This is a genomic window from Neisseria mucosa (genome assembly GCF_003044445.1).
Taxonomy (GTDB): domain Bacteria; phylum Pseudomonadota; class Gammaproteobacteria; order Burkholderiales; family Neisseriaceae; genus Neisseria; species Neisseria mucosa_A.
Window position 1 is genome coordinate 74,567 of the sequence record NZ_POWX01000001.1, and the last position, 22,131, is coordinate 96,697.

Annotated in this window: 19 protein-coding genes; 10 read left to right on the forward strand and 9 right to left on the reverse strand. The window is 54.3% G+C overall.

Annotation, left to right across the window (positions count from 1 at the left end; all coding sequences use genetic code 11):
• Positions 1 to 115 precede the first annotated feature (115 nt).
• From murD to DBY90_RS00460, 3 genes are all read right to left on the reverse strand, one after another.
• Positions 116 to 1,471 carry a UDP-N-acetylmuramoyl-L-alanine--D-glutamate ligase gene (gene murD / locus DBY90_RS00450; RefSeq protein WP_070491486.1) on the reverse strand — a complete coding sequence of 452 codons (1,356 nt, stop codon included), beginning with the start codon at positions 1,469 to 1,471 and terminating at the stop codon, positions 116 to 118.
• Between the two features lie 86 nt (positions 1,472 to 1,557).
• Positions 1,558 to 2,694, reverse strand: coding sequence for a tetratricopeptide repeat protein (locus DBY90_RS00455; protein ID WP_107986369.1), 1,137 nt, complete (start codon positions 2,692 to 2,694; stop codon positions 1,558 to 1,560).
• Positions 2,695 to 2,940: 246 nt separating this feature from the next.
• Positions 2,941 to 3,420, reverse strand: coding sequence for a group II truncated hemoglobin (locus DBY90_RS00460; protein WP_070491501.1), 480 nt, complete (start codon positions 3,418 to 3,420; stop codon positions 2,941 to 2,943).
• Between the two features lie 212 nt (positions 3,421 to 3,632).
• On the opposite strand from DBY90_RS00460, the gene DBY90_RS00465 reads away from it, so the two are divergent.
• The 3 genes from DBY90_RS00465 (at position 3,633) to argJ (ending at position 5,981) form a co-directional block, all read left to right on the forward strand.
• On the forward strand, positions 3,633 to 3,977 hold the full coding sequence (locus DBY90_RS00465) for a CidA/LrgA family protein (RefSeq protein ID WP_070491491.1): 345 nt from the start codon (positions 3,633 to 3,635) through the stop codon (positions 3,975 to 3,977).
• Positions 3,977 to 4,678, forward strand: coding sequence for an LrgB family protein (locus DBY90_RS00470; protein ID WP_070491504.1), 702 nt, complete (start codon positions 3,977 to 3,979; stop codon positions 4,676 to 4,678). Before DBY90_RS00465 ends, DBY90_RS00470 begins: the two co-directional genes overlap by 1 nt.
• Before the next feature lie 82 nt (positions 4,679 to 4,760).
• Entirely contained in the window at positions 4,761 to 5,981 is a 1,221-nt protein-coding gene (argJ, locus tag DBY90_RS00475) for a bifunctional glutamate N-acetyltransferase/amino-acid acetyltransferase ArgJ (protein WP_070491493.1), read from the forward strand.
• Between the two features lie 432 nt (positions 5,982 to 6,413).
• Here the strand turns inward: argJ and DBY90_RS00480 are convergent, their stop codons facing one another.
• Genes DBY90_RS00480 through tsaB form a run of 3 tightly spaced genes read right to left on the reverse strand, consistent with a single transcriptional unit; the run spans position 6,414 to position 8,364 of the window.
• The gene (locus DBY90_RS00480; RefSeq protein WP_070491495.1) at positions 6,414 to 7,253 is read right to left on the reverse strand and encodes a uracil-DNA glycosylase family protein; all 840 of its coding nucleotides are present in this window, start codon (positions 7,251 to 7,253) and stop codon (positions 6,414 to 6,416) included.
• Positions 7,247 to 7,690, reverse strand: coding sequence for a ribosomal protein S18-alanine N-acetyltransferase (gene rimI, locus DBY90_RS00485; RefSeq protein WP_070491497.1), 444 nt, complete (start codon positions 7,688 to 7,690; stop codon positions 7,247 to 7,249). The genes DBY90_RS00480 and rimI overlap by 7 nt, the downstream gene beginning before the upstream one ends.
• The gene (gene tsaB, locus DBY90_RS00490) at positions 7,687 to 8,364 is read right to left on the reverse strand and encodes a tRNA (adenosine(37)-N6)-threonylcarbamoyltransferase complex dimerization subunit type 1 TsaB (RefSeq protein ID WP_070491499.1); all 678 of its coding nucleotides are present in this window, start codon (positions 8,362 to 8,364) and stop codon (positions 7,687 to 7,689) included. The genes rimI and tsaB overlap by 4 nt, the downstream gene beginning before the upstream one ends.
• A gap of 191 nt (positions 8,365 to 8,555) precedes the next feature.
• Here tsaB and gluQRS point away from each other — a divergent pair, with 191 nt between their 5' ends.
• Both gluQRS and DBY90_RS00500 read left to right on the forward strand, forming a co-directional pair.
• The gene (gene gluQRS, locus DBY90_RS00495; RefSeq protein WP_107986371.1) at positions 8,556 to 9,461 is read left to right on the forward strand and encodes a tRNA glutamyl-Q(34) synthetase GluQRS; all 906 of its coding nucleotides are present in this window, start codon (positions 8,556 to 8,558) and stop codon (positions 9,459 to 9,461) included.
• A gap of 184 nt (positions 9,462 to 9,645) precedes the next feature.
• Positions 9,646 to 10,374, forward strand: coding sequence for a LytR/AlgR family response regulator transcription factor (locus DBY90_RS00500; RefSeq protein ID WP_039407778.1), 729 nt, complete (start codon positions 9,646 to 9,648; stop codon positions 10,372 to 10,374).
• Positions 10,375 to 10,837: 463 nt separating this feature from the next.
• On the opposite strand, the gene fba is transcribed toward DBY90_RS00500, so the two are convergent.
• Positions 10,838 to 11,902 carry a class II fructose-bisphosphate aldolase gene (fba, locus tag DBY90_RS00510; RefSeq protein ID WP_003761919.1) on the reverse strand — a complete coding sequence of 355 codons (1,065 nt, stop codon included), beginning with the start codon at positions 11,900 to 11,902 and terminating at the stop codon, positions 10,838 to 10,840.
• Between the two features lie 211 nt (positions 11,903 to 12,113).
• Here fba and DBY90_RS00520 point away from each other — a divergent pair, with 211 nt between their 5' ends.
• The 5 genes from DBY90_RS00520 to DBY90_RS00540 all read left to right on the forward strand — a co-directional run bounded on the left by DBY90_RS00520 (position 12,114) and on the right by DBY90_RS00540 (position 18,813).
• Positions 12,114 to 12,542: an acyl-CoA thioesterase gene (locus DBY90_RS00520; RefSeq protein WP_107986373.1), complete on the forward strand. Its 429-nt coding sequence runs from the start codon at positions 12,114 to 12,116 to the stop codon at positions 12,540 to 12,542.
• Between the two features lie 2 nt (positions 12,543 to 12,544).
• A complete protein-coding gene (gene xerC, locus DBY90_RS00525) occupies positions 12,545 to 13,444 on the forward strand; it encodes a tyrosine recombinase XerC (RefSeq protein WP_107986375.1) in 900 nt (299 codons plus the stop codon).
• Between the two features lie 24 nt (positions 13,445 to 13,468).
• Entirely contained in the window at positions 13,469 to 14,869 is a 1,401-nt protein-coding gene (locus DBY90_RS00530; protein WP_070491110.1) for an L-serine ammonia-lyase, read from the forward strand.
• Between the two features lie 218 nt (positions 14,870 to 15,087).
• On the forward strand, positions 15,088 to 17,478 hold the full coding sequence (gyrB, locus tag DBY90_RS00535) for a DNA topoisomerase (ATP-hydrolyzing) subunit B (RefSeq protein WP_070491111.1): 2,391 nt from the start codon (positions 15,088 to 15,090) through the stop codon (positions 17,476 to 17,478).
• Between the two features lie 891 nt (positions 17,479 to 18,369).
• Complete coding sequence (locus DBY90_RS00540; protein WP_070491113.1) at positions 18,370 to 18,813, forward strand: RpiB/LacA/LacB family sugar-phosphate isomerase; 444 nt, start codon at positions 18,370 to 18,372, stop codon at positions 18,811 to 18,813.
• A gap of 603 nt (positions 18,814 to 19,416) precedes the next feature.
• On the opposite strand, the gene porB is transcribed toward DBY90_RS00540, so the two are convergent.
• A complete protein-coding gene (gene porB / locus DBY90_RS00550; protein WP_107986377.1) occupies positions 19,417 to 20,526 on the reverse strand; it encodes a trimeric porin PorB in 1,110 nt (369 codons plus the stop codon).
• Between the two features lie 700 nt (positions 20,527 to 21,226).
• Positions 21,227 to 22,039: a tRNA pseudouridine(38-40) synthase TruA gene (truA, locus tag DBY90_RS00560; protein ID WP_070491115.1), complete on the reverse strand. Its 813-nt coding sequence runs from the start codon at positions 22,037 to 22,039 to the stop codon at positions 21,227 to 21,229.
• Positions 22,040 to 22,131: the final 92 nt, after the last annotated feature.

A 22,131-nucleotide genomic window follows, 5' to 3' on the forward strand; every position in this document is an offset into this window, starting at 1 on the left:
GCCGTTGCTGCAAAAAGGTCGTCTGAAACCGACTTGACGTTTTCAGACGACCTTTGAGGCAATGGCGCACAAGGTTTACGGTAAAACCAACCCTCTTTTCATCTTTCAGACGACCTTACAAAGCCTTAAACGCTTCGATAAACACTTCCGAACGGTGCGCATAGCCTTTGAACATATCAAAGCTCGCGCAGGCGGGGCTGAGCAGCACGATATCGCCCGCTTCGGCTTGGGCGTATGCCGTCTGAACCGCTTCTTCCAAAGTGGCGCAGTCGGTCATATCCAGATCGCAGCCGTCCAAATCGCGGCGGATTTGCGGCGCATCGACGCCGATCAGGAACACGCCTTTTGCCTTGCCGGCAAGCGCGTCGCGCAGAGGCGTGAAGTCCTGCCCTTTACCCATACCACCCAAAATCACGAAGAGCGGATTTTGCAAACCGGCAATCGCGGCGGCGGTCGCGCCGACGTTCGTGCCTTTGCTGTCGTCGATAAACACCACGCCGTTTTTCTCGCCGATTTTTTCGACGCGGTGCGGCAGGCCTTGGAAGGTTTTAACGTGTTCGAGCAATGCTTCGCGCGGCAAACCGACGGCTTCGCACAAGGCAACGGCAGCCATCACGTTAGCGGCGTTGTGCAGGCCTTGCAACGGAATGTCTTGCGTGGCAATCAAATCTTCATTGCCCTGTTTCAGAGTGCGAAGCCCGCCCGTGGTGCGACCTTCCTTATCCAACCAAAAATCGGCTTCGTGTTCCAACGAAAACCATTTCACCTCGCGCCCGGCACGCTTCATGGCGCGGCAGAACACGTCGTCCGCATTCAAAACCTGCACGCCATCGCCACGGAAAATCTTGGCTTTGGTATGCGCGTAGTCGAGCAAATCGTCGTAGCGGTCGAGATGGTCTTCGGAAATGTTCAGCACCGTCGCCGCAGTCGGGCGCAGGCTTTCGGTGTTTTCCAGTTGGAAGCTGGAAAGCTCCAACACCCACACGTCCGCCTTTTTACCTTCGCGCTGCAATTCCGCTTCCAAAACCGGCGTGCCGATATTGCCCGCGATGACGGTATCCAGCCCGCACTTGATGCAAAGATAGCCGACCAGGCTCGTTACCGTGGTTTTGCCGTTGCTGCCGGTAATCGCAATCACCTTGTCGCCACGGCGGTTCACAATGTCCGCCAACAATTCAATGTCGCCCAACACACGCCCGCCGTTTTGCTTGAACGCCTCGATATCCGGCTGACGCTCACTGATGCCCGGACTGAGCGCCAGAATATCGAAGCCGTTGGAGAGCGCATCTTTCAGACGACCCGTGTAAAACACCAGCCCGTCAAACATCTTACCGATTTGCGACACGCGCTCCGGTTTCAACTCCGCATCATAAGCGGCCACCTCCGCGCCGTTTTTGCGCAGGTAGGCAATCATGGAAATGCCCGTACCGCCGAGTCCGGCGACGAGGATTTTTTTATCTTGGAAAGTCATTTTGGTTTTGTCCTAAAACAAATCATATTGAGCGGGGAGATGTCCGCCCCCTGCCTAAACCGCTTTCAGACGGCATTGCGAACCGATTAATAACCCGCCTTCAGGCGTTGGTAATTGTCGCAGCCGTTTTGGTCTCCGTTTTGACACGCCTTGCCAAGCCATTCTTGAGCGAGCGCAAGATCTTGGCGCACGCCGTGCCCTTTGTAATACATTACGCCCAAATTGGATTGGGCTTTGGCTAACCCCTGTGCTGCCGCCTGCCGATACCATTTGACCGCTTCGGCATCATCCCGGCGCACGCCTTGTCCATTTTCATACAACACGCCCAAATTGAATTGGGCTTGGGCTAAACCCTGCGCTGCCGCCTGCCGAAACCATTTGACCGCTTCGGCATCATCCCGGCGCACGCCGCGTCCTTCGGCATACATCACGCCCAAATTGTATTGAGCTTCGACTAACCCTTGCTCCGCCGCCTTACGGAACCATTTGACCACTTCAGCATCGTCTTGGCGCACGCCTTGCCCATTTTCATACATCACGCCCAAATTGAATTGAGCTTGGGCTACCCCCTGTTCCGCCGCCTGCCGATACCATCTGACCGCTTCGGCATCGTCTTGGCGCACGCCTTGTCCTTCGTCATACATCACGCCCAAATTATATTGGGCTGCTGCATTTCCCTGTTCTGCCGCCTGCCGATACCATTTGACTGCTTCGGCATCATCCTGGCGCACGCCGCGCCCGGTTTCATACATCCCGCCCAAATTGAATTGGGCTTGGGCTAACCCCTGATCCGCCGCCTGCCGATACCATTTGACCGCTTCAGCATCATCCTGGCGCACGCCTTGTCCATTTTCATACATCCCGCCCAAATTGAATTGGGCTTGGGCCAACCCCTGATCCGCCGCCTGCCGATACCATTTGACCGCTTCGGCATCGTCTTGGCGCACTCCTTGCCCTTGTTCATACATCACGCCCAAACTATATTGAGCTTGAGCATTCCCTTGTTCTGCCGCCTTGCGATACCACTGCACTGCCTGTTTATAATCCTGACGAACTCCTTCGCCTTTGTAATACATCCAACCCAAATTATTTTGGGCGTATGCATTCCCTTGCTCCGCAGCTTGAAGCATTTTCTTAAAATTTGGCACATCATCAACCCAAGCTGCTTGCCCTATGCCCAAAGCCAGCAAAGCAACCATCATTTTTTTCAACCATGTGTTCATCTTAAAATCCTTTTTTATTCAGAATGTTTTTGGGTTTGTCTATGTATTTCAGACGACCTTGGGAAAGGCTTCATTATCCTACTTAATCCAATGTACGGTAAGCATTACAACTTTGTTGTAGTTCCGTAGGTCGAATTCCTGAATCCGACATTTCAAAATTACCACAACAGTCAATCGATAGAATCAGATATTTTAATTTTGCAGAATACGAATATCCCGCCCGAAAAAAATACTTTTCAGACGACCTCAAGCTTCAAAATAACCGTCCACGCCGTATTGCTTTAAGACGTTTTTCAGTTCGGGAATGCGGATTGCGGGATCGACCGCCATCGGCGGCATGGGCGGTTCTACGCCTTCTTCGTTTTGGTTGCGCATCCAGTCCGCCATCGCAAAAATGCGGATAAGGACGGGCTCGGCGAGGTCTTTGCTGATTTCCAGTTCGTTCATGGCTTGGGCAAAGCAGGCGATCCATTCGTCGCGCACTTGCATATTCACGGCAAAGGGCATATGCCGCGCCCGCAGCATGGGATGGCCGTATTTCTGCTCGAACAAGGGCGGGCCGCCGAGCCAGCCGCTGAAAAATTCGTAGAGTTTTTCGCGAATCAGTGTCATGTCTTCGCCGTGCATCTGGCGCAGGGCGCGGTATTGCGGCTCGAGTTCCATCAAGTCGTAAAAGCGGTCGGTCAGGTTGCGGACGCCTGTTGCGCCGCCGAATGCGTGATACATGTCATTCTTTCTTTCAAGGTCGTCTGAAACGGGGATTTTAATGGACTGCGCCGCCTGCGTCATGCGCGAGGTCGTCTGAAAACGCGGCCGGTGCAAAATCAAACCGGCAAACGGGTTTTCAGACGACCCCAAGGGCGTTATGATTCAATTATTAACAAAGATTCATAAACTGCCCGTCTGCAAAGCGGCAAACCATAGAGGAAACCCGACCCATGCACACCATCCGCGCCTTGCTCGTCCTGCTCGGCTGCCTCGCGCTCGGCGAAGCCGCCGCCTACCTTACGGGCATCAAGCTGCCCGGCAGCATTATCGGCATGGGCATTTTGTTTGCCATGCTTCAGGCGGGGTGGGTGAAAGCCGAGTGGTTGCAGCAGCTTACCGACGCGCTGATGTCAAACCTGACGCTTTTCCTCGTACCGCCTTGCGTCGCTGTCATCAGCTATTTGGATTTGATTGCCGACAGTTGGCTGTCGATACTCGTCTCCGCCGCCGCCAGCACCGTGTGCGTCCTGTTGGTTACAGGTAAGGTACACCAATGGATACGGGAGAAAATCTGATGGACGGCATCCTTTCCCTGTGGCAACAGCCCAGCGTCCTGCTTTTCCTGACGCTGGCGGTTTACGCATTGGCACTCATCCTCCGCGCGCGGACGGGCTATCTGCTGCTCAACCCCGTCTTAATCAGCACCGTTACCCTGATTGCCTACCTCAAAATCCTCGACATCGATTATGCCGTGTACCACGATGCCGCGCAGTTTATCGACTTCTGGCTCAAGCCCGCCGTCGTCGCGCTCGCCGTTCCGCTCTATCAAAACCGTCAAAAAATCTTCAGCCAGTGGCTGCCTGTTATCGTCTCGCAGCTCGCCGGCAGCGTTACCGGCATCATCACGGGCATGTATTTCGCCAAATGGCTGGGCGCGGATCGCGAAGTCGTCCTCTCGCTCGCCGCCAAATCCGTGACCAACCCCATCGCCATTGAAATCACCCGCACCATAGGCGGCATCCCCGCCATCACCGCCGCCACCGTCATTGTCGCCGGGCTGGTTGGGCAGATAGCCGGTTATACCGTACTTAAAAACACCGTCGTCATGCCCTCGTCGATCGGCATGTCGCTCGGCACCGCCTCACACGCCATGGGCATCGCCGCCTCGCTTGAACGCAGCCGGCGCATGGCGGCATACGCAGGGCTGGGACTGACCCTCAACGGCGTACTGACCGCCGCCATCGCCCCGATTATCATCCCAGTATTAGGATTCTGAACACTTTTCAGACGACCCTCGATGAACCAAAAGGTCGTCTGAAAACCAAATCAACAACAACCCCAAACAAAGGAGCAGCAAAATGGCAGTCAACCTTATAGAAAAAACCGCAGACCAACTGCTGAACATCGACGGCATCCAACTCTTCACCGCCCGCGCAGGCATCAAACAAACCGACCGCGCCGACCTGACCCTGATGGTATTTTCCGGCGGCAACACCGTCGGTGCCGTCTTCACCACCAACCGCTTCTGCGCCGCCCCCGTCCACATCGCCAAATCACACCTCTTCGACGAAGACGGCGTGCGCGCCATCATCATCAACACCGGCAACGCCAACGCAGGCACAGGCGCGCAAGGCAGAATCGACGCCATCGAAACCTGCGCCGCCACCGCCGAACAAACCGGCTGCAAACCCTCCCAAGTCCTTCCCTTCTCCACAGGCGTCATCCTCGAACCATTGCCCGTCGGCAAAATCGTCGCCGCCCTGCCCAAAATGCAGCCCGCAGACTGGGCAGACGCCGCACGCGCCATCATGACCACAGACACCGTGCCCAAATCCGCCTCGCGCGAAGGCAGCGTCGGCGAAAAACACACCGTCCGCGCCACCGGCATCGCCAAAGGCTCCGGCATGATCCATCCCAACATGGCAACCATGCTCTCCTTCATCGCCACCGATGCCAAAGTTTCCCAACCCATCCTCCAGTTGATGACTCAAGAAATCGCCGACGAAACCTTCAACACCATCACCGTTGACGGCGACACCAGCACCAACGACAGCTTCGTCATCATCGCCACCGGCAAAAACAGCCAAAGCGAAATCGACAACATCGCCGATCCGCGCTACAAACAGCTCAAAGACCTGCTCGGCAGCCTCGCCCTCGAGCTTGCCCAAGCCATCGTCCGCGATGGCGAAGGCGCGACCAAATTCATCACCGTCCGCGTCGAAAACGCCAAAACCCGCGACGAAGCCCGCCAAGCCGCCTACGCCGTCGCCCACTCGCCGCTGGTCAAAACCGCCTTCTTCGCCTCCGACCCCAACCTCGGCAGACTGCTCGCCGCCATCGGTTACGCAGGCATCGCCGATTTGGACACCGACACCGTCGAAATGTATCTGGACGAAGTATTGGTTGCCGAAAACGGCGGCCGCGCCGCAAGCTACACCGAAGAACAAGGGCAGGCAGTGATGGCGAAAGACGAAATCACCGTCCGCATCAAACTCCACCGCGGACAAGCCGCCGCCACCGTCTATACCTGCGACCTGTCGCACGACTACGTCTCCATCAACGCCGACTACCGCTCGTAAGGACAGATTTTAAGTTTCGGTTTTCAGATGACCTTGTGCGTCAGTAAACTCAGTTTGTGGGCGCAGCCTGCACCACATCAATGGAAACACGATCGAAAAGAACGATATTTCCAGCAGTTTTCAACTGGTAGCGTGGGCTATGCCCGCGAAAATATAAAAGGTCGTCTGAAACCTGTGCGCAGGCTTTCAGATGACCTTTGTTTTTTCAAAAAAACAACCCGTGGGCAAAGCCCACGCTACGGCCGGCTGTTTTGCAAACACCTGTTGCATAGGGCTTCCAGTGGATTCCCGCCTGCGCGGGAATGACGGAATGTAATCTTTACCATCATCTCAGCGCGTGTATCGTCCGCAAAGCGTCTCCGCTGAAAAAATGCAAAAAGGTCGTCTGAAACCCTATTCCCAAGTTTCAGACGACCTTTGTTCCAATCAACCCTACAACACAGCCGCCGCTTTCTTCAGTACCTGCCAGGCATATGCCTTCAGGCGCGGTTGGCGCAGCAGGCGGGCGGGGTGCGGGATGGTGAAATACGGTATGCCGCCGCACAATTCGTCCATGACCGCCATCATTTCTTTCTGTTCGAAAACCTGACCTAAAAACAATACCGCACGGGCTTGGGACGATTCCAATTCATGCTTCAGTGCAGGCAATTCGGCGTGGATTTGCGCTTCCGAGGGATGTGGGCTGAACACGGGAGCGGCTTTCACCCAACTGGTTTTGTGCGCCTGCTGCGGGCTGAGTCGGATGGCGGCGAGCATATTGTCCAGCAGGACGCCGGTTTCGCCGTGGAACAATTCGCCGTGCAGCGTATCTTCGGTCGAAGGGCAGATGCTGACCACCATCAGGTGCGCGGTTTTGACTGTGGCGGACAGGCGCGGGAGGTCGTCTGAATGGTGCGGAGCGGCAGGCAAATCTGCCGTGTTTTGGATGCTGCGGGTTTGTTTGTCCGCAGGCGTTTCCTGCTTGGGTTTCGCGTCGGGCTGACGGGCCGCTTCGACAGCCGCGGTTTGCTGGGATGGCATTTCGCGCTCGGGTACGTCCTGTTGGTTTCCGCCGTGTACGGCTGCCATTGCCGACAGACGCGCCTGATGCGCCCCTGCCGACAGAGTGCGTTCCTGACGGGGGATGGGAGTCTGAACCGACGCTGCCGCGGGTTTGGGCATAGCGGTTTTGGGAGCGGTCAAAGCAGCGGGAATGGTTTTTGCCCCGCGCTTGAGCCACATCGGCCCCAGTCCCAAGGCTTCGTGCAAATGGAGGTAACGGCTGCTTAACATGGTTTTTCCATCAAAATTGCGTCTTCATATCCGCCCTCGGGCAGGGGGTAATAATTTTTCCGCCGGCCTGTTTCGATAAAACCGTATTTGCGGTAGAGGCCGATGGCGGCGGCATTGCCTGCGCGAACTTCCAACAACAGGCGAGATACGCCTTGACTTGAGGTCGTCTGAAACCAATATGCCAAAAGTTTTGAGGCGATGCCTTGTAGGCGGTACACCGGGGCGGCGGCAATCAGGTGCAACTCGGACTCGCCGCAGATTTCGCGCCAGACGGCAAAACCGCAGATTTCGCCTCCGCGTTCGCAGACGCAAACGGTATCGGCAGGATTTGCTACCGCTTCGAGAAACTGCCGCTCCGACCAAGGCGAGGGATTGCCCGCCGCATCGATTGCGGTCAGGGCGGCACAGTCATCAGAGCTTGCTGGACGGATGTTCATGGTTTCGCCTTCCTTTCCGCCTGCTCTTTCGCCGTCAGGGCGATCTTGTCGCGGACGTATAACAATTCGGCATGTGCGGCGTCTGCCGCCGGATAACGCCCGCTCAGTGCCAGCTCGAGAAAATCGGCGGCAGTCGGCATGGACGGCATGCCGTCGAAAGGCGGCTTGTCAGCCAAGGCAAAGGCGTTGCCCACACCCGCTCCGAAGGTTTGTCCTTGCGGCAAAACGATTTCCGAAGCCTTGCCGACATGATAATCGCCCAAACGCGTATGGGATTGCGTGTCAAACCACGCATAAAACACTTCGCCCATACGCGCATCGGTCGCCGCCAATACGCAAGGGCAGTCGGGAACCAGATAAGCCGCCGCATCCAAACTCGGCACGCCGATAACGGGTGTGTCGAAAGGGGTTGCCAAACCCTGCACGACACCCGCCCCGATACGCAATCCGGTGAACGCGCCCGGTCCTTGCGCATAAACGATGCCGCCCAAATCCGACGCGCCTATACCCGCCTGTTCGAACAACACGCAAATCTGCGGCAGGATGAGTTCTGACTGGCGCGTACCGACGTTTTCATGATACAGGCGCACCTCGCCGTCCGCACGCAAAGCGAGTGAGAGAAAAGAGGTACCGGTATCGACGGCAAGAATGGGACGTGAAATATCGATGAGCATGGAATCTGTCCGTAATGTGTTGAAACGGCATTATAACATTGCCCGCAGAAGCAGTTGCTTGGTATAGTTTGCCCGTTTTCAGACGACCCATCCCCAAAGGTCGTCTGAAAACCCTGCCGCAACGCAGTCAAAACGGACACGGCAAGTCCCACCCAAACCGATTCCCAACAACCCGCTCCAATCCCAAAACCATGACGGCACTCCTACCAACCGACTATATCGGACGCTTCGCCCCCAGCCCCACCGGCCTGCTCCACATCGGCTCGCTGCTGACCGCGCTTGCATCCTACGCCGATGCGCGCGCAAACCGGGGCAAATGGCTGGTCCGTATGGAAGACCTCGACCCGCCGCGCGAAATGCCCGGTGCCGCCGCGCATATCCTGCACACGCTCGAAGCCTTCGGTTTCGAATGGGACGGCGAAGTCGTTTGGCAGAGCCGCCGCCATTCGCTGTACAGAGACGCCTTGGGTCGTCTGAAAGAAAAAGGCCTGCTCTATCCCTGTTATTGCAGCCGCAAAGACTGGCAGGCGGCCGCCGCCCAAGGTGCCGACGGATTCGTTTACAACGGACGCTGCCGCCGCCCCGAAGACCGCCCGCACACCGACAAACCGCCCGCATGGCGCATCCGCGTCAACGACGAAACCATCGGTTTTGACGACGGTATAGTCGGACATTACGCCCAAAACCTCGCCCGCGACATCGGCGACTTCGTCCTCTTGCGTGCCGACGGATTTTGGGCGTACCAGCTTGCCGTCGTTGCCGACGATGCCGACCAAGGCATCACACACATCGTGCGCGGGCAAGACCTGCTCGTTTCTACCCCGCGCCAAATCTACCTGCAACGCTGCCTCGGCTTCGCTACTCCGCATTACGCCCATCTCCCGCTTTTGGTCAACAAACACGGGCAGAAATGGTCAAAGCAGACGCTTGCCCCCGCCTTGGACGAAAACCATAAAGAACAATTGCTCCGCCAAGTCCTGCAATACCTCAACCTTCCGCCCGCACCCGAAGTTTCCCGCCCGCAGGCACTTTTATCTTGGGCGATAGAACACTGGCAGCCGCATAAAATACCGATACATGATATAGTTACGGAGTAGATTGGCGAGATTGCAACAAATTACTCGAGATATTATTCGAATGTAATTATTTTTTTACATAACACGCACATTAATACTTCATATTTACTATAATCGCCGTAACCAAATGCATAACGGGAAGACGGCCATCCGTGCCGACTTTTCACCCGACAGTCAAACTTAAAAATAACAAAAGAAAATCATTATGTTAAGTGTCATTATTGTTGAAGACGAAGTGCTCGCCGCAGAACGCCTGCGCATCTTGCTGGAAGAGTGCAACGTCGTCATCCTCAACGTATTCCACCACGCTCAGCCCGCTTTGGACTGGTTGAGTATGCACGAAGTCGATATCGTATTTGCCGACATCGGACTGCCCGAAATTACCGGACTCGAGCTGGTCGAACGCATCAAGCGTGTCGCCAAACGCCAGCCCGAAATCATCTTCACCACCGCCTACGAAGAACATGCCTTGCGCGCCTTCGAACTGGCGGCAGCCGACTACCTGCTCAAACCCATCCGCTCAACCCGCCTACAAGCGGCATTGGACCGGGTCAGCGAAAAATACCGCGAAAAAGCCGACGACTTTACCCATTTCCAAGTCTTCAGCCGCGACCGCATGATCGAAATCCCGTGGCAGCAGGCGCGTTATCTGATGGCGGAACACAAAACCGTCTTTCTGGTTACCGGCGACAGACAAAGCTACGAACTGCCCAAAACCTTGGTCTACTGGGAAGAATTGTTGGGCGAAAAAATCATCCGTCTCCACCGCAACGCCCTCGCCTTCCGCCACACATTAGACTACCTGATACGGTTGGACGACGACGATGACAGCGATTCCGCCTGGGGCGCGCAGATATTGGACATCCCCAAACCCCTGCCCGTCAGCCGCCGCCAGCTTTCCGCCATCCGCAAAATCCTCAAAAGCAAGGTGTAGATTTGCCGATAAACCCCAAACCCTGCCTTTCATGCGCAGGGTTTTGTTTTTCGGGTTCAACCTGCTGTTCATCAGGTGCATTAAAGTAAAAAAAATCGCAAGCCAAAATGAAAACAGGACATTTGTCAGCCACCTTTGCCGACTGCGCAGGAATGACGGCATTATCAGATCATCCTTTAGGACTTGGCGACAAATAATCGCCGCCCGTCATCGAATCCCACGCTAGACAGGGAATAGGAAAAGTTCGCCTCTTCGGCAAACAAGGTCGTCTGAAAACAAATGCCGCTGGTTGTGTTCAACCTGAAGCCGTTTTCAGACGACCTTTTATCTGGTTTGGAAAGCCGGCGTATTAAATTTAAATCAGAGCGGGCAGTGCAGTGCCGTACGGGTTTGCACTTAACCCATACCCCCTTCAAAACAAAACGGGCGGCTTGGATGGCCGCCCGTTGGATTGTCCCGTTGTTTATTTGATGATTTGGTTCAGCTCGCCTTTGGCGTAGCGGTTTGCCATTTTTTCAAGGGAAACGGGTTTGATTTTGCCTGCCTGCCCTTCGCAGCCGAATGCGAGGTAACGGTCGAGACAGATTTGTTTCATGGCTTCGACGGTTTTGCTCAGGTATTTGCGCGGGTCGAATTCGGACGGGTTTTCTGCCATGAAGCGGCGGATGGCGCCGGTGGAGGCGAGGCGCAGGTCGGTGTCAATATTGACTTTGCGCACGCCGTGTTTGATGCCTTCGACGATTTCTTCTACGGGTACGCCGTAGGTTTCGCCGATTTTGCCGCCGTATTCGTTGATGACTTTCAGCCATTCTTGCGGAACGGAGCTGGAGCCGTGCATGACGATGTGGGTGTTGGGCAGGGCTTGGTGGATTTCTTTGATGCGGTCGATGCGCAATACGTCGCCGGTGGGCGGACGGGTGAATTTGTACGCGCCGTGGCTGGTGCCGACGGCGATGGCGAGCGCGTCCACGCCGGTGTCTTTGACGAAGCGTACGGCATCTTCGACGCTGGTCAGCATTTGATCGTGGGAGAGTTTGCCTGCCGCGCCTACGCCGTCTTCTTCGCCGGCTTCGCCGGTTTCGAGGTTGCCCAAGACGCCGATTTCGCCTTCGACGGATACGCCGCAGGCGTGGGAGAAGTTAACGACGGTACGGGTGGCGTTGACGTTGTATTCATAGGTGGACGGGGTTTTGCCGTCTTCGAGCAGCGAGCCGTCCATCATGACGGAGGAGAAGCCCAGTTGGATGGAGCGTTGGCACACGTCGGGCGATGCGCCGTGGTCTTGGTGCATGACGACGGGGATGTGCGGGAATTCTTCGACGGCCGCCAAAATCAGGTGGCGTAAAAACGGCGCGCCTGCATATTTGCGCGCGCCGGCGGATGCTTGAACGATAACGGGAGCGTTGACTTGGTCTGCGGCTTCCATGATGGCGCGCATTTGTTCGAGGTTGTTGACGTTGAATGCGGGCAGGCCGTAGCTGTTTTCGGCGGCATGGTCGAGCAGTTGGCGCATGGATACGAGTGCCATTTAAATCTCCTTGGTGAGGTAGCGGGATGGTGATGTGGGAAATTATAATGTTTTTCTTATTAAAAAACTACACAGGGCTACATCAGTTTTATATATTAATGAGATTTTGGGCAACTGCGGCGGGCAAACGGTGCGGTCGGTATTTGTCTGACATGGTTTATAATAACGGTTTGTTTTCGGGGTCGTCTGAAACGGCGGCGGGAGGTGTGTGATGGCTAAGTTGGCAGTGGCGGATGTGGATGCGGTGTTGTTTCAGACGACCTTGCGCGTGCAGGTGGGCGATGTGAATTACGGCGGCCATCTGGCGAACGATGCCGTTTTGCGCTTGTGCCATGAAGTGCGGATGCGTTGGCTGGCGGATTTGGGCTGGAGCGAAACGGACGCGGGCGGCGCGGGGCTGATTATGGCGGACGCGGCGGTGCAATATTTGGCGCAAGGCTTTTACGGCGATGAACTGTCGGCGGAAATGGGCGTCGAGGATATCGGCAAGGGCGGGTTTGCGCTGTTGTTCCTCCTGACGCGTATTGCGGACGGCAAGGTGCTGGCGCGGGTGCGCACGGGCATGGTGTGTTTCGATTATGCGCGCCAAAAAGTGTGCCGATTGCCGGAGGCTTTGAAAACCGTGTTGGAGGTCGCCTGAAAATGTTGGCGCGCGATTTCGGACTGTCTTTGGACGGCTATTTGAAAATGTTGGGACAACAAGGCAAGTCGGCGCACACGCTGTCTGCCTACGGGCGCGATTTGACCGAACTCGTGCGGCTTTTGACTGAAGGGTCGTCTGAAACGGCGCAGGATTTGAAGCGGCACGATTTTGTGGCGGCGTTGAAACGGCTGTCGCAACAAGGTTTGAGCGAACGGACGCTGGCGCGCAAATTGTCGGCGTGGCGGCAATATTGCGGCTGGCTCGTGCAGTCGGGCATGATGGACAACGATCCGACCTTCAACCTGAAAGCCCCGCGCCTGCCCAAACGCCTGCCCAAAGCCCTGCCGCAGGAAGAGTTAAACCATATGCTCGACAGTGCGCCCGTTGATGACAGTTTGGCAGTGCGCGACCATGCCTTGTTTGAACTGATGTACGGCAGCGGCCTGCGCCTGAGCGAGATACACGGCTTGGATTTGGGCGATGTGTTGCTGGACGAAGGCTGGGTGAGCGTAACCGGCAAAGGCAGGAAAGAGCGACAAGTCCCGCTGTCGGGCAAAAGTGTCAAAGCCTTGCGCGCCTATCTGTCCGAACGCGTGGCGGCAGACGGCGAAACCGCGCTCTTTACCGGCAAAAACGGCACGCGGCTCGGACAGCGGCAAATCCAAAAACGCCTTCAGGCATGGGCGGTACGGCAGGGCAGCGGGCAACACATTTCCCCGCACATGATGCGCCACAGCTACGCCAGCCACCTTTTGCAATCCTCGCGCGACATCCGCGCTGTGCAAGAACTGTTGGGACACAGCAACCTCTCGACCACGCAGATTTACACCAAGCTGGATTTCGACCATCTGGCCAAGGTTTACGACGAGGGGCATCCGCGGGCGAAACGGAAAAAGTAATTCAACAAAATCAACGGAAACATCATGATCAGCATTTTCGACATTTTCAAAATCGGCATCGGCCCCTCCAGCTCTCATACCGTCGGCCCCATGAAAGCCGCCGCCGCCTTTTCAGACGACCTCAAACAATCGGGGCTGGACGCGCAAACCGAACGCATCGTCATCGACATTTACGGCTCGCTGGCGCTGACAGGACGCGGACACGGCACATTCGACGCACTCCTGCTCGGCTTGGAAGGCAGCCTGCCGCACGACATCCCCCTCGCCGACATCCCCGACCGTCTCGAACGCATCCGCACGCAACACATTCTCCGCCTCAACGAACGCGAAATCAGCTTCAACCCCGACAGCGACCTGAACATACGCGGCGACCAAGTGTTGCCCAAACACCCAAACGGACTGAATTTCACCGCCTACGGCAAAGACGGCGGCAAACTCAAAGAACAAATTTACTACTCCGTCGGCGGCGGCTTTATCGTTACCGATCAAGAATTTGACCAACAAGCCGAACAAACGCGCCAAGTCCCCTACCCTTACACCAGCTGCGCCGAACTGCTCGCCCAATGCCGCATGAACCAGCTCGACATTTCCGAAGCCGTGTTGGCAAACGAAGCCGCGCTTGCCGGTTGCAGCGAAGCCGAAATCCGCCGCCGCGTTGCCGGCGTTGCCGACGTTATGGAAGGCTGCATCAAACGCGGGCTGGCAGCAGACGGCGAACTGCCCGGCGGCTTGAACGTCCGCCGCCGCGCCCCGCAGCTTGCCGCCAAACTCAAAGCCCTGCGAGAAACAGAAATCGTCAACACCCAGCTTTGGCCCATGGTTTACGCCATGGCGGTCAATGAAGAAAACGCCGCCGGCGGACGCGTCGTTACCGCCCCGACCAACGGCGCTGCCGGCATCATCCCCGCCGTCCTGCACTACTTCCGCAAGTTCAACCCGCACGCCACACAAGAGCGCATCGAAAACTTCCTGCTCACCGCAGGCGCGATCGGCATCCTCTACAAAACCAACGCCTCCATTTCCGGCGCGGACGTCGGCTGCCAAGGCGAAGTCGGCGTCGCCTGCTCCATGGCGGCGGGCGCATACGCCGAAGTCATCGGCGGCACGCCCAAACAAGTGGAAAACGCCGCCGAAATGGCGATGGAACACCATTTGGGGCTGACCTGCGACCCCGTCGGCGGACTGGTGCAAATCCCCTGCATCGAACGCAACGGTATCGCCGCCGAAAAAGCCCTCAAACTCGGCACCCTCGCCCTGCTGGAAGACGGCACGGGCAAAAAAGTCTCGCTCGACGAAGTCATCCAAACCATGCTGCAAACAGGGCGCGACATGAAGTCCACCTACAAAGAAACCTCGCTTGCCGGACTCGCCATCACACTCCAGAAAAAAGCCGTCCCCGTATCCGTCCGCGTGGTGGAATGTTGAAAACGGAAAAAATATGAAAAAGGTCGTCTGAAACCGAGTACAAACAGGTTTCAGACGACCTTTCCACCCACCCGAAACGCTGAATTTTCCAGCAAAATCAGGTATAATAACGGTCTATTTCCGTCCGTCGGACAGCTTGACCGTCCGGGTGGTGCGTTCAACTGTCGTTCAGACGACCTCAGCAGAAATTCTTTTAAAAAATCTTACAGATAAAGACCATGACTGACCAAAAACACGAAGAATACGGCGCCGACAGCATACAAGTGCTGGAAGGCTTGGAAGCGGTACGCAAACGCCCCGGTATGTATATCGGCGACACGCAGGACGGCAGCGGCCTGCACCACATGGTGTTCGAAGTATTGGACAACGCCATCGACGAAGCACTGGCGGGACATTGCGACAAAATCACCGTAACCATCCATGCCGACAATTCCGTCAGCGTGGCCGACAACGGGCGCGGTATGCCCACCGGCATCCACCCGAAAGAAGGACGCTCCGCCGCCGAAGTCATCATGACCGTATTGCACGCGGGCGGTAAGTTCGACAACAACAGCTACAAAATCTCCGGCGGCCTGCACGGCGTGGGCGTGTCCGTCGTCAACGCGCTGTCCGACTGGGTAACGCTGACCATCTACCGCGACGGCAAAGAACACTTCGTCCGCTTCGTGCGCGGCGAAACCGAAGAGCCGTTGCGAGTGGTCGGCGATTCCGACAAAAAAGGCACGACCGTACGCTTTCTCGCCAGCGCTGAAACCTTCGGCAATGTCGAATACAGCTTCGACATCCTTGCCAAACGCATCCGCGAACTTTCCTTCCTGAACAACGGCGTGGACATCGAATTGACCGACGAACGCGACGGCAAACACGAAAGCTTCGCCCTTTCCGGCGGCGTGGCGGGTTTTGTGCAATACATGAACCGCAAAAAAACGCCGTTACACGAAAAAATCTTCTACGCGTTCGGCGAGAAAGACGGCATGAGCGTCGAATGCGCGATGCAGTGGAACGACAGCTATCAGGAAAGCGTGCAATGCTTTACCAACAACATCCCGCAACGCGACGGCGGTACGCACCTGACTGCATTGCGCCAAGTGATGACGCGCACCATCAACAGCTACATCGAAGCCAACGAAGTTGCCAAAAAAGCTAAAGTTGAAACCGCCGGCGACGATATGCGCGAAGGTTTGACCTGCGTGTTGTCCGTCAAACTGCCCGACCCCAAATTCTCGTCCCAAACCAAAGACAAACTGGTTTCCAGCGAAATCGGCCCTGTCGTCAACGAAGTCATCAACCAAGCACTGACCGATTTCCTTGAAGAAAATCCGAACGAAGCCAAAATCATCACCAGCAAAATCGTCGATGCCGCCCGCGCGCGCGAAGCTGCCCGCAAAGCCCGCGAAATTACCCGCCGCAAAGGCGTGATGGACGGTTTGGGGCTGCCCGGCAAACTCGCAGACTGCCAAGAAAAAGACCCTGCCTTGTCAGAGCTTTATCTGGTCGAGGGCGATTCCGCAGGCGGTTCTGCCAAACAAGGCCGCGACCGTAAATTCCAAGCCATTTTGCCGCTCAAAGGTAAAATCTTGAACGTCGAAAAAGCCCGTTTTGAAAAAATGCTCGCCAGCCAAGAGGTCGCCACCCTGATTACCGCGCTGGGCGCAGGCATCGGCAAAGAAGAGTTCAACCCCGAAAAACTGCGTTACCACCGCATCATCATCATGACCGATGCCGACGTGGACGGCGCGCACATCCGCACCCTGCTCCTGACCTTCTTCTACCGCCAAATGCCCGAACTGGTCGAACGCGGCTACATCTACATCGCCCAGCCGCCGCTCTACAAAGCCAAATACGGCAAGCAGGAGCGTTACCTCAAAGACGAGCTTGAAAAAGACCAATGGCTGCTCGGCCTTGCTTTGGAAAAAGCCAAAATCGTTTCAGGCGGCCGCACCATCGAAGGCGCAGAACTTGCCGACACCGCCAAACAATTCCTGTTGGCGAAAACTGTCATCGAACAGGAAAGCCGCTTCGTGGACGAACTCGTCCTGCGCGCCATGCTGCACGCTTCGCCCATTGATTTGACGTCGTCTGAAAACGCCGATAAAGCCGTTGCCGAACTTTCCGGTTTGCTCGACGAAAAAGAAGTCGCCCTCGAACGCATCGAAGGACACGAAGGCAACCGCTTCATCAAAATCACCCGCAAGCTGCACGGCAACGTCATGGTCAGCTACATCGAACCCAAGTTCCTCAACAGCAAGGCTTACCAAACCCTCACTCAAACCGCAGCCGCGCTCAAAGGCTTGGTCGGCGAGGGCGCCAAACTCTACAAAGGCGAGAACGAGTACGATGTGGACAGCTTTGAAACCGCGCTGAACATCCTGCTCCAAAACGCGCAAAAAGGCATGTCCATCCAGCGATACAAAGGTTTGGGCGAGATGAACCCCGAGCAGCTTTGGGAAACCACGATGGATCCCGCCGTGCGCCGTCTGTTGAAAGTGCGCATCGAAGACGCCATCGCCGCCGACGAAGTGTTCGTTACCCTGATGGGCGACGAAGTCGAACCGCGCCGCGCCTTCATCGAAAACAACGCCCTGATTGCGCAAAACATTGACGCTTGATAGGGGCTGAAGCATGAAAAGGTCGTCTGAAAATGGGAATTTCCGGTTTTCAGACGACCTTTTTGATTGGTGGGAACCAAGACAGATAAAACAAATACGGCTGATTCATTTATTTTTTGATATGACACCTACCGTCATTCCCCGTACGGACAGAGATAGGCATGCCAAAATAGCTTTCTTGTTTTCATTCACCTTATTTCGTGGGCGAAGCCCACGCTACAAATTGCACAGGACAGACAACCGTAGCGTGGGCTTTGCCCACGGGTTGTTTCGATAAAAGGTCGTCTGAAATCTCTCCGCTACCGTCATTCCCGCGCAGGCGGGAATCCAGGCTTCTGCATTTTGAGAATGCTTCAAAGCTGCTGCCGCTTCAACTTTCCGAACTCTTGACAACGCGGGGATGATGCCCAAATAAACAAGCAACCGCAGCTTGTTTGCCCACGGATTGATTCTTATCTACAAACAGTCGTCTGAAAAAACGGAGTACAATTTTCAGACGACCTTTTATCGAAACAACCCGTGGGCAAAGCCCACGCTACGATGTCTGCCCTGAAAGTTTGTAGCGCGGGCCTCGCCCACGAAATAAGGTGAATGAAAACAAGAAAGCTATTTTGGCATGCCTATCTCTGTCCGTACGGGGAATGACGGCAATAAGCATTTCAGACGACCTTCAGACAGGTTTGGCTGCAATACCGTAGGGGCAAATCAAGACCCAACGAATTCTTTTCACACCAATGCCTTATCAAGTTTATCAACCCTCCCTGCTCCACCCGTAAGCCGAAAATTCCTGCCCGACACCCCCCAACAAAAAACAAACCCTGTTGCAATATCATAAATTACGGTAAATTCGTAAAGGAAACCCCTTACCTTCCAACCATCAAGGAGTAAGCCATGCGTTTGATTATCGCCGCCCCCGCCAACGGAACAACATTAAAAAACGCGCTCAAGGCGCATTTGCAAAACGATCCGCGAGTTGACAGCCTAACCGATTTATCCTCACCGGATGGCACCTATCCGCAGCTTTCATTTGCTTCGGCGCAAGAGGTAGCGGCAGGGAGAGCCGACCGCGCTATTTTAATTTGCGGTACAGGAGTAGGTACGGCGATTGCCGCAAATAAAGTCCACGGCATACGGGCAGCAACGGCGCATGATTTAATCACTTTGCGCGGTTCTGTAGAAAACTACGATGCGCAGGTATTGTGCATGGGGCAAAACGTCATCGCTACCCCTGCTGCATGGGCATTGGTGGATATTTGGCTGGATTTGCGCCACGACACGGGTAGCGGATACGCACCGAAAATCGGTGAAATCGAAGCCTACGAATGCGGTAAGTAGTACGGTTTTTGCAAAAGGTTAGTCTAGACTCGCCATTCCCGTCCCGCTTGTATGAGGATGGCCCGTCGTAGCATGAGCTTTACCCGCAGATTATTTTTGAGGTGAGGTCGCCTGAAATTCCCTCCTACCGCCGTCATTCCCGCGCAGGCGGGAATCTAGAAATGTGAAGTTGCGGCATCCTTGAAATCTTCCCAAAATACCGAGGCCTGGATTCCCGCCTGCGCAGGAATGACAAAATTGCAGCCCTATTTTTTTGATCTGCCATATTTCGCGGGCAAAGCCCACGCTACGGTTGCCTGCCTGAAAGTTTGCAGCCTGGGCTTTTCCCATGGATTAAGTTTTATCCCAAAAACGGTCGTCTGAAAAGCCTGCGTACACAGGGATTCAGACGACCTTTTATTTAACGGATTAAAATAAACAGGATATTTTCAACAGCTACTTCCGTGCAGAGAGAAGCAAAAATGGCAGCATGGACGGAGCTTTTTGCCAGACATAAATGAGAACCGGCCTGAAACCAGCATACTGACGTATCCTGCATTTTATCCAAACAGACAAAAAGAGCCTGCATAAAGCAGGCTCTTTATTTAGACTAATCGTATCAGATTAGAATTTGTGACGCAGACCAACTGTACCAGCAGTTTTCTCGTATTTGTTGTCGCCTTTGCCTTCTCTCAACCAACCGGCAGAAATCAGGGCAGAAGTGCGTTTAGAGAAGTCGTAGTCAGCACCGACGATTACTTGGTTGTATCGGCTGTTGCCTTGTTTCTCACCGTTTTCTTTAGCTTTGAAGCCGTGAGCGTAAGAGACGCGGGGCATTACATTACCCATACGGTAACCGGCAGTTGCAGCAACTTCAGTTTGCTCGTTTTTCTTGCCGCTGTCTACGTTTTTAGAAGCATCGTATTGACCTGCAACGGCAAACAAAGCGTTGTTAGCATCGTAACCGACAACCAAACGATGAGTTTGATGGTCTTTGACAGAAACACCAGTTACATCACCAACTTCTAAACCCCAGTCATTATTTGCACGGGCTGCCTTAACATCATCGCGATTGGCTTTTTTCAAGTCATACTTGGCAAATTGACCGGCGTAACGACCGAAGAACCCTGCATTCTCATAATTCAGACCGGCATGGTAAGATTCACCGCTCTTAACTTCATGAGTATATTTGTCTTTGGCATTCGCATTGTCACGCGGTTGGTATTGTACGCTTGCGCTGAAACCGGACAATACAGGTGAATCATAACGTACAGACACTTTACGATCTTCTACACGTTCGAGTTTGCCTAATGACAAAACATCTGCGTTTGCATCACTGGCTTCCCAAGGATCAATGCTGTCGCTGCTGTCTTTCAGAGGGGTATTCAGTTTACCCGCACGGATTTTACCGAAGCCGCCTTCCAAACCGATGAAGGACTCGCGAGTACCCCAACCTTTGTCAGTACCGGCAACAGAAGTATTTTGCTCTACTTGCCAAATAGCGTTCAGGTTGTTGCTCAGGTGCTCATGACCTTTGAAACCGATGCGTGAACCGTAGTCAGCGATTTCAGTAGCAGTTTTGGTTGTATCTCTGGTAGTTACACCGTTAACTGTAGTTTTTTCTTTAACTCGGGAAATGTCAACACCGGCTTTAACTTGACCGTACAAGGTAACGTCAGCCATAGCTGCAACAGGCAAAGCTGCCAAAGTCAGAGCAATCAGAGATTTTTTCATTGCTGTATTCCTTTTTCTATCGTGAAGAAATAACTTAAGCAGACCCGGACAGAGTCCGCTTAGGCTTTACATTATCGCTGGAATCAGCGATTCCATGACTCTCACTATAATTGTTCCTTTCTAAAAAAACAAACTTTATTCACTTCCCCTTCTTCCCCCCTTACGCCACACCACCCTGTCAACAACATAAGATTCTAAATATTTCCTTTATAAATCATATGGTAATACCGATTTTCCTATTGTTTGCATTTTTACAACACAGATTTCCCGAACGGTAGTTTTTTAGGACTGGCTGTTGTTTTTTGGCTAATTCAGGCAAGCGAGGAAACTGGAAACATCGTTCAGGTATTCATGCCTGCATTTACCCTGATAGGGTTTGTCGGGCATAAATATCTCCCGATCTGCGGTAGCTGTCATTCCAGCTCCGTAGTACAGGCTTTATCTGCGGGTTGGTCTATCGAAAAGAGCAAAGGTCGTCTGAAAAAATGCGTATAGATTTCAAACGACTTTTTATAGTGTATGAAAATAAAGACAGGATATTTCAAATCTCATTCTTGATGTGAAAGAAATACAAGAGCTTGAGTACGGTAATTTTTGAATATTTTTCTAAAAATCAATGCTTGGATCCTTGTCGGCACGGGAATGACCAGAATTTTCTTTATTGAAGGGAAGAATAGGTTTGACAGTATTTCGGACAACCTCACAGCCATTCGGGCATTTCGGGACGGATGATGCCGAACTCGGGCGGATAATCCACCCCGGTCAGATACAGCCCGTCAGGCATAAAAGTTGGAGGGGCTTTTAATCGACTGCGTTCTTCGATTAAGGCTTGGAATTCGGAAACGCTCAGTCTACCACTACCGACATAAACCAATGCGCCCATAATATTACGCACCATATGGTGTAGAAAGGCATTGCCATGCAAATCCAGTTTGAGAAGTTGCGGCGTACCGCTGATTTTTGCACTGTATAGGGTTTTAACGGGTGATTTTGCTTGGCATTCGGCGGCGCGAAAGCTGGAGAAATCATGTTCGCCTTCTAATAATAATGCCGCTTGCTGCATTTTGTCAGGATCAAGTTTGAGGTGCGTCCACCCTACCCTGCCTTGCAATATCGGGGAACGGACGGGAGATGATTCCAAAAGGTAACGATACCTTCTACCGTATGCGTCAAAGCGGGCGTGAAAATGTGGGGCGACTTGCTGTGCGAACAATACAGCCACACCTTCGGGAAGATGGGCATTGACGCCCCGCACCCATGCCTGCTCGGGACGGACTACTGTGGTATCGAAATGGACGACTTGTGCAGTGGCGTGTACGCCTGTGTCGGTACGCCCGGCAACTATGGTTCGGATGTTTTCACTCGCAATTTGACTGAGTGCATATTCTAAGGTCGTCTGAACAGTAGGCAAGTCGCCGGCTTGTTTTTGCCAGCCGTAAAATCGGCTGCCATCATAAGACAGGATTAATGCCCAACGGCAAACTGAGGGCTGCTTTGAAGAAGGAAACATCATAATCGGTGAAGGCTCGATATTCGAACAAAATCATACGAAAATTGCTTATCCGACAGTATAGCAATAAAAAAGATGCCGCTTTTAGAAACGGC

Coding starts and splice junctions, on each gene's coding strand:
- truA (WP_070491115.1), bottom strand. CDS start 22,039: ATGATGTTTCCTTCTTCAAAGCAGCCCTCAGTTTGCCGTTGGGCATTA.
- murD (WP_070491486.1), bottom strand. CDS start 1,471: ATGACTTTCCAAGATAAAAAAATCCTCGTCGCCGGACTCGGCGGTACG.
- rimI (WP_070491497.1), bottom strand. CDS start 7,690: ATGAACATCCGTCCAGCAAGCTCTGATGACTGTGCCGCCCTGACCGCA.
- xerC (WP_107986375.1), top strand. CDS start 12,545: ATGTTGGCGCGCGATTTCGGACTGTCTTTGGACGGCTATTTGAAAATG.
- DBY90_RS00500 (WP_039407778.1), top strand. CDS start 9,646: ATGTTAAGTGTCATTATTGTTGAAGACGAAGTGCTCGCCGCAGAACGC.
- DBY90_RS00520 (WP_107986373.1), top strand. CDS start 12,114: ATGGCTAAGTTGGCAGTGGCGGATGTGGATGCGGTGTTGTTTCAGACG.
- DBY90_RS00540 (WP_070491113.1), top strand. CDS start 18,370: ATGCGTTTGATTATCGCCGCCCCCGCCAACGGAACAACATTAAAAAAC.
- DBY90_RS00460 (WP_070491501.1), bottom strand. CDS start 3,420: ATGTATCACGCATTCGGCGGCGCAACAGGCGTCCGCAACCTGACCGAC.
- porB (WP_107986377.1), bottom strand. CDS start 20,526: ATGAAAAAATCTCTGATTGCTCTGACTTTGGCAGCTTTGCCTGTTGCA.
- DBY90_RS00470 (WP_070491504.1), top strand. CDS start 3,977: ATGGACGGCATCCTTTCCCTGTGGCAACAGCCCAGCGTCCTGCTTTTC.
- gyrB (WP_070491111.1), top strand. CDS start 15,088: ATGACTGACCAAAAACACGAAGAATACGGCGCCGACAGCATACAAGTG.
- DBY90_RS00465 (WP_070491491.1), top strand. CDS start 3,633: ATGCACACCATCCGCGCCTTGCTCGTCCTGCTCGGCTGCCTCGCGCTC.
- DBY90_RS00530 (WP_070491110.1), top strand. CDS start 13,469: ATGATCAGCATTTTCGACATTTTCAAAATCGGCATCGGCCCCTCCAGC.
- fba (WP_003761919.1), bottom strand. CDS start 11,902: ATGGCACTCGTATCCATGCGCCAACTGCTCGACCATGCCGCCGAAAAC.
- argJ (WP_070491493.1), top strand. CDS start 4,761: ATGGCAGTCAACCTTATAGAAAAAACCGCAGACCAACTGCTGAACATC.
- DBY90_RS00455 (WP_107986369.1), bottom strand. CDS start 2,694: ATGAACACATGGTTGAAAAAAATGATGGTTGCTTTGCTGGCTTTGGGC.
- gluQRS (WP_107986371.1), top strand. CDS start 8,556: ATGACGGCACTCCTACCAACCGACTATATCGGACGCTTCGCCCCCAGC.
- tsaB (WP_070491499.1), bottom strand. CDS start 8,364: ATGCTCATCGATATTTCACGTCCCATTCTTGCCGTCGATACCGGTACC.
- DBY90_RS00480 (WP_070491495.1), bottom strand. CDS start 7,253: ATGTTAAGCAGCCGTTACCTCCATTTGCACGAAGCCTTGGGACTGGGG.